13 protein-coding genes and 1 pseudogene are annotated in these 15,247 nt (G+C 37.7%); 9 read left to right on the forward strand and 5 right to left on the reverse strand.

Annotated features, from left to right (window positions below):
- Window positions 1-43: 43 nt before the first annotated feature.
- Window positions 44-1,208, reverse strand: a pseudogene (locus tag ACTWPX_RS06600) (tyrosine-type recombinase/integrase).
- Between the two features lie 22 nt (window positions 1,209-1,230).
- Window positions 1,231-1,728, reverse strand: coding sequence for an ImmA/IrrE family metallo-endopeptidase (locus ACTWPX_RS06605; protein WP_443119021.1), 498 nt, complete (start codon window positions 1,726-1,728; stop codon window positions 1,231-1,233).
- A gap of 464 nt (window positions 1,729-2,192) precedes the next feature.
- Between ACTWPX_RS06605 and ACTWPX_RS06610 the strand changes: the two genes are divergently transcribed.
- Window positions 2,193-2,978 (forward strand): hypothetical protein, encoded by a 786-nt coding sequence (locus ACTWPX_RS06610; RefSeq protein WP_443119022.1) that lies wholly within the window; start codon window positions 2,193-2,195, stop codon window positions 2,976-2,978.
- A 277-nt stretch (window positions 2,979-3,255) separates the two neighbouring features.
- Here ACTWPX_RS06610 and ACTWPX_RS06615 read toward each other — a convergent pair whose 3' ends face one another.
- Entirely contained in the window at window positions 3,256-3,567 is a 312-nt protein-coding gene (locus ACTWPX_RS06615) for a DUF4145 domain-containing protein (protein WP_443119023.1), read from the reverse strand.
- 149 nt (window positions 3,568-3,716) lie between these two features.
- Between ACTWPX_RS06615 and ACTWPX_RS06620 the strand changes: the two genes are divergently transcribed.
- Complete coding sequence (locus tag ACTWPX_RS06620) at window positions 3,717-3,959, forward strand: hypothetical protein (protein ID WP_443119024.1); 243 nt, start codon at window positions 3,717-3,719, stop codon at window positions 3,957-3,959.
- A gap of 117 nt (window positions 3,960-4,076) precedes the next feature.
- Window positions 4,077-4,331: a hypothetical protein gene (locus ACTWPX_RS06625; protein ID WP_443119025.1), complete on the forward strand. Its 255-nt coding sequence runs from the start codon at window positions 4,077-4,079 to the stop codon at window positions 4,329-4,331.
- Window positions 4,332-5,035: 704 nt separating this feature from the next.
- Here the strand turns inward: ACTWPX_RS06625 and ACTWPX_RS06630 are convergent.
- A complete protein-coding gene (locus ACTWPX_RS06630) occupies window positions 5,036-5,734 on the reverse strand; it encodes a toll/interleukin-1 receptor domain-containing protein (protein ID WP_443119026.1) in 699 nt (232 codons plus the stop codon).
- Between the two features lie 313 nt (window positions 5,735-6,047).
- On the opposite strand from ACTWPX_RS06630, the gene ACTWPX_RS06635 reads away from it, so the two are divergent.
- Together ACTWPX_RS06635 and ACTWPX_RS06640 are read left to right on the forward strand one after the other, a co-directional pair.
- Window positions 6,048-7,958: an HNH endonuclease gene (locus tag ACTWPX_RS06635; protein WP_443119027.1), complete on the forward strand. Its 1,911-nt coding sequence runs from the start codon at window positions 6,048-6,050 to the stop codon at window positions 7,956-7,958.
- A 371-nt stretch (window positions 7,959-8,329) separates the two neighbouring features.
- Window positions 8,330-8,755 (forward strand): hypothetical protein, encoded by a 426-nt coding sequence (locus ACTWPX_RS06640; protein ID WP_443119028.1) that lies wholly within the window; start codon window positions 8,330-8,332, stop codon window positions 8,753-8,755.
- A 971-nt stretch (window positions 8,756-9,726) separates the two neighbouring features.
- Here ACTWPX_RS06640 and ACTWPX_RS06645 read toward each other — a convergent pair.
- Window positions 9,727-10,746: a LacI family DNA-binding transcriptional regulator gene (locus ACTWPX_RS06645; protein WP_443119029.1), complete on the reverse strand. Its 1,020-nt coding sequence runs from the start codon at window positions 10,744-10,746 to the stop codon at window positions 9,727-9,729.
- Window positions 10,747-11,068: 322 nt separating this feature from the next.
- On the opposite strand from ACTWPX_RS06645, the gene ACTWPX_RS06650 reads away from it, so the two are divergent.
- From ACTWPX_RS06650 to ACTWPX_RS06665, 4 genes are all read left to right on the forward strand, one after another.
- The gene (locus tag ACTWPX_RS06650; protein WP_443119030.1) at window positions 11,069-12,370 is read left to right on the forward strand and encodes an ABC transporter substrate-binding protein; all 1,302 of its coding nucleotides are present in this window, start codon (window positions 11,069-11,071) and stop codon (window positions 12,368-12,370) included.
- Window positions 12,371-12,458: 88 nt separating this feature from the next.
- On the forward strand, window positions 12,459-13,340 hold the full coding sequence (locus ACTWPX_RS06655) for a carbohydrate ABC transporter permease (protein WP_443119031.1): 882 nt from the start codon (window positions 12,459-12,461) through the stop codon (window positions 13,338-13,340).
- Complete coding sequence (locus tag ACTWPX_RS06660; protein ID WP_443119032.1) at window positions 13,327-14,181, forward strand: carbohydrate ABC transporter permease; 855 nt, start codon at window positions 13,327-13,329, stop codon at window positions 14,179-14,181. Before ACTWPX_RS06655 ends, ACTWPX_RS06660 begins: the two co-directional genes overlap by 14 nt.
- Window positions 14,182-14,189: 8 nt before the next feature.
- Window positions 14,190-15,245, forward strand: a complete 1,056-nt coding sequence (locus ACTWPX_RS06665; RefSeq protein WP_443119502.1) for a zinc-dependent alcohol dehydrogenase — start codon at window positions 14,190-14,192, stop codon at window positions 15,243-15,245.
- The last annotated feature ends 2 nt before the right edge of the window (window positions 15,246-15,247 follow it).

Below are 15,247 nucleotides of genomic sequence, written 5' to 3' on the forward strand. Positions count from 1 at the left end.
AGTATCCGGGCATCTTTATTGCTTACATAATTGTGTTATGATATCAATCTAATGCACCTTCCATTAGTTCACTGAACTTTTTTGATGCCTTTTCTTCCATGTTCTTTGTTATATGAGCATATATATTCATTGTGGTATTAATGTCTCCATGACCCAACCTTTGTTGAATTTCTTTAGTTCCGACGCCAGCCTCAATTAAGAGTGAGGTGTGTGTATGTCTAAAAGAATGTGGTGTTACTTTTTTTTCAATGCCACTTAGTTTTAATAAACGCCTCATACGATTTTCAACCGTTTTTATAAAATCAGGATAACAGGGTTATTAATCTCTTTTGCGAAGACAAATCCAAAATCATTATACTGATCTCTCAGAACCATTTTTATTTTTTTTTGGTAAGTTAAATGCTTCTTAAACTCACCCATCACTTGCTTGTCCATTTTTAACGTCCGTATAGATCCTTTTGTTTTAGGAGTAAGCAGCTGATAATCCTTTGTATTATTATTCGGGTTGTAATAGGTTTTTGTAATCCGGATAGTCTCATTATTAAAGTTCACATCGGGCCATTTGAGTGCCAGCATTTCTCCTACACGCAAACCACTGTAGGCAAGGGTGAGGAACATCATAAAATCTATATCTAATCCCTTTCCTTATCTGTTTTTAAAAAAGTTATTAGTTCACTCTTCTCTAGAAACTTTATTATCTCATCATTCTGCTCAAGTTCTTCCACTGTTTCAATTCTCTTTGGAATTTTTGCGAATTCACTTGGGTTTGTTTTAATAAGGTTATATTCTAACGCCTTTTTAAATAACATTCGGCCAGTAGTATGGATCCCGTCTAAGGTATTGTGGGCGTATCCTTTTTCGTGTAGGTCATCAAGAAATGCTTGATAGTGTTTTCTTGTAACATCAGAGAGCTTCATTTTCGATAAATATCTTCTGAAATGCTTCAATTCTTTAGTACGTCCGCGATGCGAGCTAACCTTAGAATTTTTCGCATAGATATTCAGCCAAACGTCTGCGAATTCGTTGAAAGTGATATTGTTCTCTTCAACATAGGAGCCTTCCCTTACCTCCCTTTCTAATGCTTCAATTCTTGCATCAGTTTTTCTGTTGAAACCACCCTTAGACCTTGTTTTTCTTTTTCCGGTGACTGGATCTACCCATTCCACTTGATAGGACCACTTGTTACCTCTTTTTCTTATATATGCCATAATTTTACCTCCTATCTAAATACTAAGTTATAAAATGTCTTTTTACTGGTACAATAGGACGTCGCTTTATTTTTTCCAGTCGTTCCTGGCATACATCTAACGGAATATTGAAATCTTGAGACCATAGATCAATGATTTCAGGGTCAGTTAACGTGTACTTTTTAATCATATGGTAGGGTAGCGAGGCGTATAGAGTGAAGTGCCTTGCATCTCTTTCTTGAAGCTCATAAAAATCTTTAGTCATTATTAACTGCCGGCCAGCATGTCTCAATGCATGACAAAGCTCATGGAAGAATTGCTCTCTTTGGTCAATATGGGGAAGGCGACTATCTAAAACAATTTCTTGAAACTTCCCTACTTTCATATAACTAGCTTGAGTTGGTCTACAGTTGACAAAGATTTGGTTCTCAAATCCAATGTTATGAACACTTAAATCAGTCGGTTCTGTAAAATTGTGAGTTTTATACCACTGAGTTATAAGGTCTTCAAGATTCGTGGTTGTGTAGCAAGGAAATCTCAAAACTAATCACCATCCTTACAAGTATTATACGAACAAATGTTCTGTTTAACAATGTTAAATTTCAAAAAAATGGATATATGTATGAGTTGGAGATAAGCATATTTGGAATCTAATTCTGTGGAAATTAAAAGTCGCTGAAATAATAAAGAAATACTTCATTAATTAAGGCATAATTATAATATTCATATGCTGATGGAGCATCTATCGAGGTTATACAAAGCCTGTGCCGATAGAAAAGTGAAACAACGACAAGATATGCTTATTTAAGTGGTAGTTAAAATGACTTCTATTGTAAATATTTTCAGGAGACATGCCCTATTGTGAAAGGATTAATATTGAGGGACATTAAGGAGGTGGTAACATTGTTTCGGTTTATTCAAAAGAGATTACTAGAGCTTAAAATAAACACCTCTCCTGATGTTACTTTATAATTAGATATGGATATTAATTAAAGGGGATTAGATATGAAATTAAATGTATTTCAAGATGGAAAAAGAATTACATTCAAATCCATAGATGGTAGTGTTTATGGTTTTACTGAATATACTAAAGAATCTTGGAGAATAATTGGTGGGAGAAATTGGTACGTAAGTGATAAAGATATAAAAAATAAAGTTCGTACTTATATCTATACCGGTAGCACCCCTTTCACCAAAAGGTACAAGAAGCTATACGAGGTAGTAATGTGTATATGGTATGGTAAGAAAAAAGTTGATAAGATGAGAGATAATAAATTTATCATTGAGCACTTAGACAACAATCCTCATAATTGTAGTATAGAAAATTTAGCTTTTGCAGACGAAGATTTGAATAAAAGCAAAGCTTTTTCTTTTGATAAAACCAGACCTAAGTTGCTCCCCAAAGTAGCAATCAATATATATAAAAATTTCATTACCCAAGAGTTTGAAATTACTTTAGGTTTCAACCAGTTATACGCTTTAACGGTAGAAGAAAATAATGAAATTAAAAGAGTTCCTTTAAATGCACTTTACCTAAAATATCACAATGATTTTGAAACGATGTTGGTAAATGCAAATTTAATAACCAACTCAATTAAAAAAGACAGCCAACTTAATGTTGAACTTTTAAACTGCTATGAATATGAGTATGTCCCAGCTAATTTTGTAATGCTTCCACCAGATGATCCATCGCCAGCTTTTATAGACAATAACGGTAAACTGATGCTTTTGTTAAATGAAAAGACACGTTTGTCAGCAGTTAGTCCGACTTGGAAAAGAACAAACTTATAAGTTTCTAAGTTTAGTGAATTTCTCTTTTTCGGGATGCTGGACATCTTACTTTTAGCATTCCACTGCGAGATGCTCAACACTAACTAACGACTATCATCATAGCCATTTCCTTAGAACATGCACAAAGAAATCACACTAAAATCTCTCACAAAAAGGAACTTGAATTTCAAGTTCCTTTTTGGATATTCTCCTTTTGATCTTGCTCTAAAGCCCCTGATTACTGAATTGTAAACAGTCCTTTCTCATTCTTATCATGTATTACCTGTTAGGTTTAATCCTAGCTCCTGTCTCTATCTCTTTTATTAATTCCTTTTAGTTTTCCAGGAGGTAATTTGCTATAAAAAGATTTTATCTTCTTCTTCCTCGCGATTAATTCTTCCACCATGATATTAATTAATTCAAATAAAAATATCACCGTATCTTGGTCGTCATTTAAATCAATTTCCCCAGGGTGAATACCTTCATTTCCATATACACGGATGGAATCTAACCCTTGTTGTACATGTTCTGGAATCTCTTTTTTAACAAGTTCACCAATCATCTCATTTAAAATGCCTTTTTTTATGTCATATTCTAGTTGAGGGATCATAAAGCCAATACTTCATGAACAATACAGGTAGACTCCGTGTGTTTATCCATTCGGTTATGAGGTTAATTAAAGAATGTTTAGAAGATATAAACGACTGTAACGCATATAGTATATATAAATAACGAAAAATATAAGAAAGGGTTGGTATGATGGCAGAACAAAAAAATACATACACGTCTGAAAACTTGGATTTACTAATTAGGGAGCTACCGAACCGATTTGAGAAAATAAATGATGATGAACTTATACAGTTTGAAAAAGAAATAAATCAAGCTACAGGCTATTTTGTAAACCTTCCACAAAATGAAGAAAATGAACATATAGTAGGGAAATTATATGAGTTAGAAGATATGATCGGAGTGGAAATTGTAAAAAGAGGTTTATTGGAATAAGATGAACACCCCTTAAAGTGTATTGAACTTACTGGGGATCAAAAATTGTTCAAATCTATCAATTTAAAAATCTTTCCTGTTTAGTTTAGCATTTACAGGGAGGGAGGAAATTATGGAATGGATTTTAAAGAATATTTAATGCGAAAACATGAATTAAAGAAGGGTGAAAAGAAATTAAAGGAAATATCAGTACAACAATATATTAATAGGCTAGAAAACATGCGTCGAAATGGGATCTATAATGAAGAAAAACAAATTGATTACATTCTGGAACAGAAAATCCAAGAGCGTTATGATGATTGGAAAACATACTTGAAAACTATTGAACACTACCTTTCATCCAAGAACTACCAAGCAAATGTTGAAGACTAAAACAATTTAGATGTCAAATCGATCTTGTTAGGGGGTGTTAATCCTGAAGGGGTTGCGTCTCCTATGGTATAACAGGCTTGGACAATAATTCTCAATCAAATATACCAAACCGATTTGGATTGCACGACCAAACCTTAGTACTTAATCTGCAAATCTAGTTGCTGTAGAATTTAGTATCCGTGATATAGACAAGACTAAAGAAATGATTAATCAAACAACATCTTCTATTATTGCTCAAATGTAACTTGATTTATCCTTCATAGCCTTATTATTTTACTGGTATATAAATTCGTATACTTGCGTCCTTTTCATGTCGCTTCCACAATCCTCTTTTGGTTTATTCACCAGTTTACAATATACTATGCAGTCTCCGCAGCCACTTCGTCATCTCACTACCTTCATTTATTTTCCTGAAACCTCATGGTACTACTGCAATTCTCGTGCCGAGTGAAGCGTAGTCGGGTATTCGCTGTTAAATATAGCACCAGACTCTCTCTTACAAAAAATACATGATGAACCTTTTGTATTTTAAAGCTATCTAGGAAAGCAGTCACGTCGCTTTCCTAGATAGTTTGGAGTCGCTTTTAGAACGTTAAATCACCAGCTCAATGACTTGGTGTAATAGCGTTAGTCAATTAACCGTCTAACGGCAGATTCTCCAAACAACCTCATCTGAATAGTAAACCAGGTTTTACAAACAGAGCTTAGATGGAGACCAGTTCTGCGAGCTTAGTTACAACGTCTGCTATTGGTTCTTCAGCAGTGCTCAGACCGGTTCGTGATCCTAGCAAGGGACTGACTTCACGGAGAGCTTCATACGTTGTGTCGTGCACAATTGGAACGAGACGCTCGCGAGCGAGGAGTACTGAAAGTTCTTTGTCGGCGATACCCTCTGCTGAGAGGCGGCGTAACAGCGCAGGAGTTACCAACACAATCCCAACTCGCGAGTTCGCCAGACCCTTGTCTATTGCGCGAAGTAACGGCAAGCCGAGGCTAACGTCCTTTTCGCTGAACCAGACGGAGATACCGTGTGACTCAAGCAAATCGTGCAATTCCTTGGCGATCCCCTTCCGGTCGTCCCACGCATGGCAGAGGAAAACGTCACGAAGGTCAGGTCGCTTTGCCAGGTCTTCAACATTATTTCGGATGGGTGTGAGCGCCCTGACCTCTTCAGGCGTGTATAACACGGAAGAACCTGTTCCCGACCAACGCGGCTTTATACTGCGACCGGAACCTCCGCTGCTACTTCGACCGCCCCCACTTCTCAGGTCCGGGGAGTAAGACGGGGAGGAGTATGACCTGTAGCCACTATTATAGCGACCATAACCCCCACCGCACGCTGGGCAGTTGGCTGCGGCACTCGCTGATTGATGTCCCCTTACTGGAGCCGTGCATCTAGCCATGTCTATTCCCCCCTAATTGAATGAGTAGCTCTGTCCCTTTTACAATATCCATTTCAATTACCTCCTTAATTTTCGGATCATTGCAATTTTTCCATTTTTATCCTCTATTGTATCAAATAAATGGGGAAGCGTTTTCTCAAATTATGCAGGCCTGTTACCTTTTTGTTGGATGAAACAAGAGGAGTTTATTATAGCTGGGTGTGGAAACTTTCGATAGTGTTTGTGTAGTAGCAGAACTGCGATGCCAATGTCATGGTAAAATAAACCTATAACACAAAAAAGGAACGAACATCTTGTGAAGGGGAGGGTGAATGTGGATCGGATCACAGGAACGGATAAGAGAATTTATTATCAATTGTTAAAAGAATTTCCAAGCCACGTTATAGGGAAGATGGAGGAGGTGGATCGATCCCTTTATGCAGAGATTGGAAAAGCAGCAAGAGAACACGGTAAAAAGCCGAAAGCCTATATCAAAGAGTTAGGATTTCAATTTAACAGAGGGGTCAATAGGAGGAGTTCTCGCTATGACAACAACGCTCTTCGAAAACTGAAAGAAGAATACTCTTGTAAATTGACTGATTTGGCGGACGACTTCGGCATCTCGAGACAAGCGATTCATCAAAAGGCGTCTGCTGAGGATGATGGAACGAAGCCGTGGCAAAGGGAAAGGTTAAGTGAAAGTGAAGAGGATGTTATCCTACAAATGATTGATAACAATGATTATATTTACGATGATGACGAAATCGTTGTAAGGTTATACAGGCATTTGCAAAAAGTGGGAGAGTTTGCGCTGTATGTGTATAGTCGGAGCAACGATCGGGTGAAATGTTTGTTTTCTCTTCCTGAAGAAATCTACGATCTATTGATTGAAAATCAGTACGATTTATACGAAGAAGTGGATTACGAGGTGAAGGAAAAAATCCCCCAATCCTCTTTGGTGCGTAGGGGGGATGATGGAGAGCTGATCATTAAGTTCAACAGAGAAGACCCGCTTACGAATAAAATAATGTACTGCGCACGTCGGCACGAAAAAACGTTTTACGAGTATGTAGAGATGCTCGGGTTTCGTGTGGAGGATAGCGAAACCGCTAACAACCGAATACCAGATGAGGCGATTATAGAGGAGTTGAGCGGGTTTGTAAATGAAGAGGGGTACGTTCACATCCCTGCAAACGACCCTGCCTATCACCGTTTGAGGAATCTAGCCAGAAACAGGGGATTCAGTACGTTTAAAGTGTTTTTTGAACACTTTGGATTTCGATATAAGAGAACTCAACGAACTCGAATGGATGCTTCAAAAAGTTTCCTGGTTGAGAAGTTAGGTTCGCATTACAAGGTGGAAGGGAATGGGGTCTATATCAGCACCTACGACCCCTTATACAACAATCTCACAGGTCATGCTCGCAGTCGGGGGCTGTCCAATGTGACGGAGCTTCTGAATTCTTGGGGCTTTGAGCGTCTTTATTTAGAGGATTTGCCAGAAAGGTACGAACCCTACGACTGGCAAAAGGATCTTGAAAAAAACAATCAAACAGTGGAAGAACGGTATATAGGAGTACTGGAAGGAATGGTCAGTGAGGGCAATCTTGTTTATATTGACTCCCGAGATTCTTTGTACAATCAACTATATGTCCTCGCTGTACAAAAAGGAATGAAGCTCAATGAACTGTTAGAAGAATGGGGATTCGAGCGGACGTATGAAAGGGGGGAAAGGGACGCCAGGGAACGAAATCTTGAGGCCATAGAAAGTGATGAGGAAAAAATCCGCGTCAATGAGAGGTTGATCGAGATCAAAAAGATTCAAGGTGAATTGGATCGTTCGGAGACGACCGTTCAAAAGATCGAACGAAGCGCGAGCCTCTCAAGAGAAATGAAAAAACTATACGGGCACAAATGTCAACTGTGCGATTACGATCCCGAGCATGGGTTTATTCCGTTGATTGAAAAAGAAGACGGAACCTACTATATGGAAGTGCACCATATTATTCCTGTTTCACAGCAGGATGAGGTGGAGGATGACTCCCATAAGAGTCTTGATAGTTATGAGAATGTGATTGTTTTATGTGCCCATCACCACCGTATGCTCCACTATCATAAGGGAGGGTACGTCAAGATGGAGGAGGCAGAAGACGGGATCCTTTGGTTTACGAATGACTCAGAAGAACGAATCCAAATTCTAACTAATTATCACCTGAAAGCGAACGATATCGAAGTTCGTATCTAATCCCCTAAATATTTACTTAATTACTTGGAACTCAAGTTTTATCTGTTGAAAGAGAAGTTATTGTGTTAAATAAAGATGAAGGTTTCAACATTAAAGAAATAACCTATCAGGATGAAAATTTCAAAAAATAAGAAAATTATCGGATTCTTTCCATTTTAAGCATTGTTTATTTACTTATAGAGTAATACTTCAGAAAATGTTTTGGAACTTTATCACTTTGTGAACGGTACTTGCGGGACAAAAAAGCCCAAGTGTACACACCTAGTACCCTACGTCCTCACGAACTAATTATGATTCATCTTTATGTATTTTAAAGACAAAGGGAGAATAAATAACGAAACCGTATTTAATATACAGTGGGGTGATATAGAATGGCTAGGCCGAAAGGACAAAAACTTGGACCGAGAACCCGGGACAACTGGCAGATCAAAATTGATTTTAACAGAAGAAATGGAAATATTGAAGAAGCAAAGCAGTTAGAGTTTCGGAGAGAGTTCTGTAAGAAGAATTTCAGTTTTATCAATCCATATCTTGAAAAATATGGTGAAAATACTGGTTTTGTTTATGTGTTAAAGACACTTAAAGGAAAACCGGTTTATAAAATTGGCAAATCGAAAAGTCTTCGCTCTCGGGTGAATCTCTACCATTCGGAAAAGAAGAATGTGGGAGTGGAACTCATATTATTGAAGCACACAAAGGATTACGAATTGTTTGAAGAAAAAACAGCATGCGGTAGAGAATGGTTTTGGCTAATTAAGGAAGATATAGAACTCCTGAAAAAATATTTTATTAGCTAAATTTGTGGATTGAATTTAGAAGTGATTTTTAAGTTCCTGTTAATTGGTTGTCTTGCTTATTTTAGCAAATATGATTACGATACAATCACAAACTTCCATAATAGTTATCCTTTTATTAATTTTTATAAATGCATTTCTCGATGGATGGGCCTCACCATATGTGTATATCCGGACAATAACGTCTTGTTTTCTTCCAGATAGGAAATAAATGATGATAAGAAAAGACATCAAATCAACACTTCACAAGTATAGAACAGAAGGTTGTTATTCGCTTAGTAGTCGAGTACTGGAGAGGCAAAATAATAAGGCTTATAAGGTGTAGAAATATAGGGGCTATTAAGTGAAGTACTTTATTCACAGGCTCATCATGTAATAAATATTAATGACATACTTTTTGACATACTATTGTTCATTTAGCTTGATTACCGATTAGATATGGATTGGTCTAGGACTTAAGGAAATGGGTTATTGGCAATTAAATTGTACCTTATTTTCCTCTATTTACTGAGGTGAATCCATGGGCGGCATAATGTAATAACGCCCAAAACCCTGATATGAAGGGTTTTGTTGCCTGGTTTAAACCCTGATTGACATACTTTTTGTCATTCAAAAAGACCAAATGTTATATTTTAGTTAGCCTCTCATTAGTTTCAGAACTTTTGAGAGGCTTATCTATGGATAGAAATATTAATTGTGTTCAGCATCTTATACTTTCCCCAAAAGACTTAATCTGTTCAGAGGGGATTAGTAATCAAATATGGTTGGACATAAGACTCCGCATATGGAGGAGTATAAGCATTTCTTTATAATAAGACAGAATAATCAATACTCGGTTAAAATAGAGAGAAAACTATAATGCTTCATACATAAACGAAAACCGCCGTAGAAGAATTATCATCCATCTACGGCGGTTTTTTGGAATTCTAGTTAGGTTTATCTATAAGATCTTGTTTTCTGTTTTAAAAGTTAACTTATACCTGTGTTTTATACTTGGAACCCTGGACAATTCGATGGGTTGGGATAATGATGTTACGTTCCAAGCTATCCTCGCCATTAATAGCTCTAAACAAATGCTTGGTCGCTGTTTTCCCAAGTTCAAACGTAGGATTCTCAATTTGAATGATGGAAGGAAATAGAAATGACGTAATTTCTGTATTGCTGTAACCGCCAATTAAAATGTCTGACGGGGTAGAGATGTTACGCTCATCCAAGTTCTTATATAGACTGAGGAGCTTCAAATCATCAGTTGCAAATATCGCAGAGGGTAATTTCTCCAATTCAAACAAGCCCTGAGAATTGCTATAGGCTTCATTCATGGTGAAGCCGCAATTAACCATGAGCTTCTCATTGATGGAAAGCTGGTTGTCCGCTAAGCATTGTTTATATCCCTCTAGTCGATCAATGGAAACGTTATATTCCTGTGGTGAGTATAAGCAGGCGATATCCTTATGGCCAAGATCTATCATGTATTGAACTAGGTTGTAACTATCTAGAAAGTTATTGGTATCTACAGAATAAATATTCTTATGCTCACCAATCACTTTACCAATTACTATGGTGGGTATATTGAATTTATCGATTTCTTTAAAGTATTCTTCGTCAGATGGGGAGCTCAACATAATGATTCCCTTTACTATTTTCGAAGCTGTTTTAGCTATACATCGCTTTAATTCTTCAACATCGTTCTGAGAAGTTTGCAGCAATACATCATAATCCTGTTCTTCTGAAAACTGCGAAATAATATGAAGGATTTCAGAAAAAAAAGGATTATTTTTGGTAGTGTTGGTGGACCGAGAGACCACAAGAATAGCATCAAATCCAGCAGACAGACCACGTGCCACTTTACTTGGCTGATAATTGAGCTCCTTAATCGCTTTTTGGACTTTTTCCTTAGCCTTGGCTGATATATTCGGATTATTATTTAACACTCTGGAAACGGTAGATTTTGAAACATTTGCTGCTTTAGCTATATCATAAATGTTTGGTTTCATATATTCACCTCTTTTGGTACCGGTTCCATTTCATCTTATCAAATCCCCTGTCAGATGTCACTACTATTCATTCGATTTATCTTTCTTTTTATAGAAAATTATGGATCTTAATTATTTTATTAGTAATGAGGATCCCTTTTATAATCAGGATTATTTCGATAATTAAGTTGACACATATCTCATAGTATAATATGATTTCAACAAATGGCAGCGCTATCATATTTTTTAATCTCATTTTGGGAGCGCTCCCTAAAATGTAAAAATTCCGTTTGTGTACAAAAAAGAGGAACATGGGAGCAGGATAAATAACAGGAGGGGTAAAATGAAGAATTCGAAACTGCGTGGGCTAATTGTAGGGTTGATGTTATCTGTGGTACTTATTGGTTGTTCTAGTCAATCCGGAGGGGGCGAGGGCAAGAGTGTAACGATTGAATTTATGCATACATCTGTCGAGCAGGAACGTCTGGATGTGATTAACGGGTTAATTAGTAAATTTGAAGAAGAAAATCCTGACATTACCATTGACCCTGTTGTTGTAGAAGAAAGTAACCTTACCACAAAAATTGTAACTCTTGCTCAATCCGGGGAACTTCCAGAAGTAATTGAAGTAGGACAGGAGTATGCGAAAGTAATGGATAAAGATGCTCTAATTGATACTGAAGCTATTAATGAAGTAATTGGGAACATTGGAGAAGATAACTACTATGAAGGGGCGCTTAAGCTCGTCAGAACAGAAGACGGGGAAAGCTACAGAGGCGTACCTATCAGTGGTTGGGTACAAGGCATTTGGTACGATAAAGAAATGTTAGCATCTAAAGGCTTTGAGGAACCTAAAAGCTGGGAGGAAGTAAGAGAAGTAGCGGAAGCATTTACGGATGTTGAAAATCAAGAATATGGAATCGCTCTGCCAACTGTGGAAAACACTTTCTCTGAACAAGCTTTCTCTCAATTCGCTCTATCTAATAATGCGAACATACTGAACTCAGAAGGGGAAATTACTTTGGATACCCCTGAAATGCGAGAGGCATTATCATTTTATAAAGACTTGGCACAATACACGATGCCTGGATCGAATGATGTAACAGAAGTAAGGGATGCCTTTATGAACGGAACGGCTCCTATGGCGATGTATTCCACTTATCTTCTGCCAGCGGTGTACGAAGCAGGTAAAGCGGAGAACTTAGGTTACGCCATCCCTAATGAAGAACAGGAAGCTGTATATGGAACAGCAAGCTCCCTTACGATTCCTGCCGGACTGGAAGACAAACAAAAAGAAGCCGCTCAAACCTTTATTGAATTTCTTTCTGAAGGGGAGAATGCTACAGAGTATGTGTTAATGTCTCCTGGCGGAGCTCAGCCGGTAAGTAAAAATGTAGTAGAAAATGAAACTTATCAATCAAATGAAGTTATTCAAGCTTTCGGTGACTTACCTACAGAAATTGCTGAATCGTTCAATGAAATCCAAGTATTTGGTCTGGTCGATGATAAAAACTATGTGAAGATGGGGGACATTACCAGCTCAAATGCTATCCCAATGATGATTAATGATGCAGTGGTCGGTGGGGCTAGTGTAGAAGAGTCCATGCAAACCGCTGAAGATCAGCTGGATAAAGTAGTAGATTAAGCGTGAATTTAAAAATAAATGCTGCAGAGTAGGGATTATTATTCTGCAGCTTCATTATTTCTTAAGAGTAGAAAGGAAGGCATGAGCTATGTTTAAAGCTAAACGCGAAACATCAGATGGAAAATTGGCATTCATATTATTGCTGCCTAGTGCGCTCTTAATATTATTGTTAATAGGCTACCCGATGTTATCCAACTTCTACATCAGTTTTTTTCAACAGTCGATTAACCCTAATCTGCCTTCTGAGTTTATTGGGTTTGAAAATTTCTCGGAGACATTAGGAGATGCAGAATTTTATAAATCTCTCGGGATTACCCTTCTTTATACCTTGTTGGTCGTTGCAGGTAGTACAGCACTAGGTCTATATGTAGCGATTTTATTTAATAGGCCCTTTAAATTCAGAAAGCTTGCTCGTTCTCTAATTATTTTATCTTATGTTACGCCTTCCATTTCACTTATTTTTGCTTGGAAGTATATGTTTAATAATGGATACGGGATTATTAATTACATTGGTAGAGACATTCTACATATTTTTGACAGAGCTCCCCTTTGGTTTGATAACCCGACAAGTAGTTTTATTTTAGTCGTTTTGTTTGCTATATGGAGATATTTCCCTTATGCCTTTATTGCCTTTTTAGCTATTCTTCAGACGATTTCACCTACTTTGTATGAAGCGGCAGAAATGGATGGGGCGAACATATGGCAGAAATTCAAAGCCGTGACTTTGCCAGCTATTATGCCCGTCATGATGACGGTGATTACGTTAAGAACGATTTGGATGTTTTACATGTTTGAAGATGTGTACTTGCTGACAAACAAAGTAAATGTTCTGGGCATCTATCTCTATGAAACAGCCTTTGCTTTTAATGATTTAGGTAAAGCTTCAGCAATTTCAGTGATTTTATTCTGTATCATCTGCACACTAATTATTGTAGTCAGGAAGCGGGTGAATCTAAATGCCAGCAGTTAATACTAAATCAGATAAAATGCTAAAACGAGTTTTTTTCTATTTTGGAATGGTGCTGTTATTGTTCATATGTTTATTTCCATTCTTCATCATGTTGATGACGGCATTTAAAAGTTCGGAGGAAGCAATAGCTACTAATCCGACTTTCTTTCCCGAACAATGGACTCTGAGACATTTTGTAGACATTTTTAATCCGGATATTTTTCCTTACTTAACCTATTTACAAAATAGTTTTATGGTCTCCTTAACAGCTTCTCTTATATCAGTAGGGATTGCCATATTTGGGGCATATGCGCTTTCAAGGTTAAATTTCAGGTGGAGAATTCAGATCAACGCCAGTTTTTACATGGTCTATATGTTTTCGGGGATTTTGCTGATTGTTCCTCTGTTTAAGCTGATTTCGGGATTTGGACTTTATGATACCAGAACCTCTCTGATAATAATTATGATTGTCCAGACCCTTCCCACCGCGATTTTAATGCTCAACAGTTATTTTGAAACGATACCTAAAGATCTGGAGGAAGCCGCGAAGATTGATGGATTAAATCGAGTGAAAGTTATTTTTTACATTATCATTCCGCTATCCTTTGCGGGGTTAGTTTCTGTTTTTGTCTATTGTTTCATGGTTGCGTGGAATGATTTTCTGTTCGCTTCTATATTCTTCTCGAGCTCTGAGAACTTCACACTTCCAGTAGGGTTATACTCCTTGTTCAGTACACCGGACTATGTGTGGGGGAGAATGATGGCAGCGTCCATTGTAACAGCGATACCAGTGGTGATCATGTATGCAATATCTGAAAGTTTAATTAAAGGAAATACAACGGATGGAGGAGTTAAAGGATGAGTGAATTTATAAAAACACTTGTGGCTACAGAACCAAGAAAAGCAGAACTTTTAAATCTTGAGACGGTCGAAATGAACGCTGACGAAGTAAAGATAGAAGTTGAATTTTCAGCTCCGAAGCATGGTACGGAGGTAGTTGATTTTAGAGGGATTACTCCTTTCATGGATGAAGAGTTTTCGGAAGAATGGAGAAGTTTTGTGCCAAGAAAAAATCCGGAGGAGAAAGGGATTGTATTTGGAGAATTTCAGCTTGGGAACATGATCGTTGGAAAAATTGTAGAAATGGGAGAACAAGTATCAGGCTATTCTTTAGGAGAGCGGGTCTGTACTTATGGACCTATCTCAGACTATGTAGTCGTAAACGGAATCAATAACCACAGATTGCTGAAAATGCCTGAGGGTGGAAAGTGGCAAAATGCTGTCTGTTATGACCCTCTCCAATTTGCCTTAGGTGCAGTGAGAGATTCTCACGTTCGTCCGGGAGACACGGTTGCCATTTCAGGACTGGGAGCCATCGGTCAACTCGCTATTCAATTAGTTGAGAGACTGGGAGCAAGCTTAGTAATCGGGGTTGATCCAATAGAAAATAGAAGAGAAATAGCTGAAGCCGGTGGGGCTGATCTGTGCTTAGACCCGGTTTCAATGGATGCAGGTTATGAGGTGAAAAAAGCCACGGATAAACAAGGAGTGGACGTCTGGATTGAAACCAGTGGAATTGGCAGTGCTTTGCAGGATGCATTGAAAGGAATAGGGTACGCCGGAACAATTGCTTATATTGCCTTTGCGAAACCTTTCCCTGCAGGATTGAATTTTGGAAGAGAAGCACATTTCAATAATGCCAACCTGGTTTTCTCAAGAGCGGCAAGCGAACCTAATCGTGATTATCCTCGTTGGAATCGGAAGCGGTTGGAGAGGACTTGCTGGCAGTTATTGATGAACGGACATTTAAACTGTGAAAAAATAATCGATCCAGTCGTTCCATTTGCAACCAGTGCAGAAGCCTACATGAAATATGTGGATCAATCACCTGAGCTAAGTATAAAAATGGGAGTTAAACATGTTTAACA

The sequence above is a fragment of the Halobacillus sp. H74 genome (genome assembly GCF_052246715.1).
In the GTDB taxonomy this organism is placed as follows: domain Bacteria; phylum Bacillota; class Bacilli; order Bacillales; family Halobacillaceae; genus Halobacillus; species Halobacillus litoralis_A.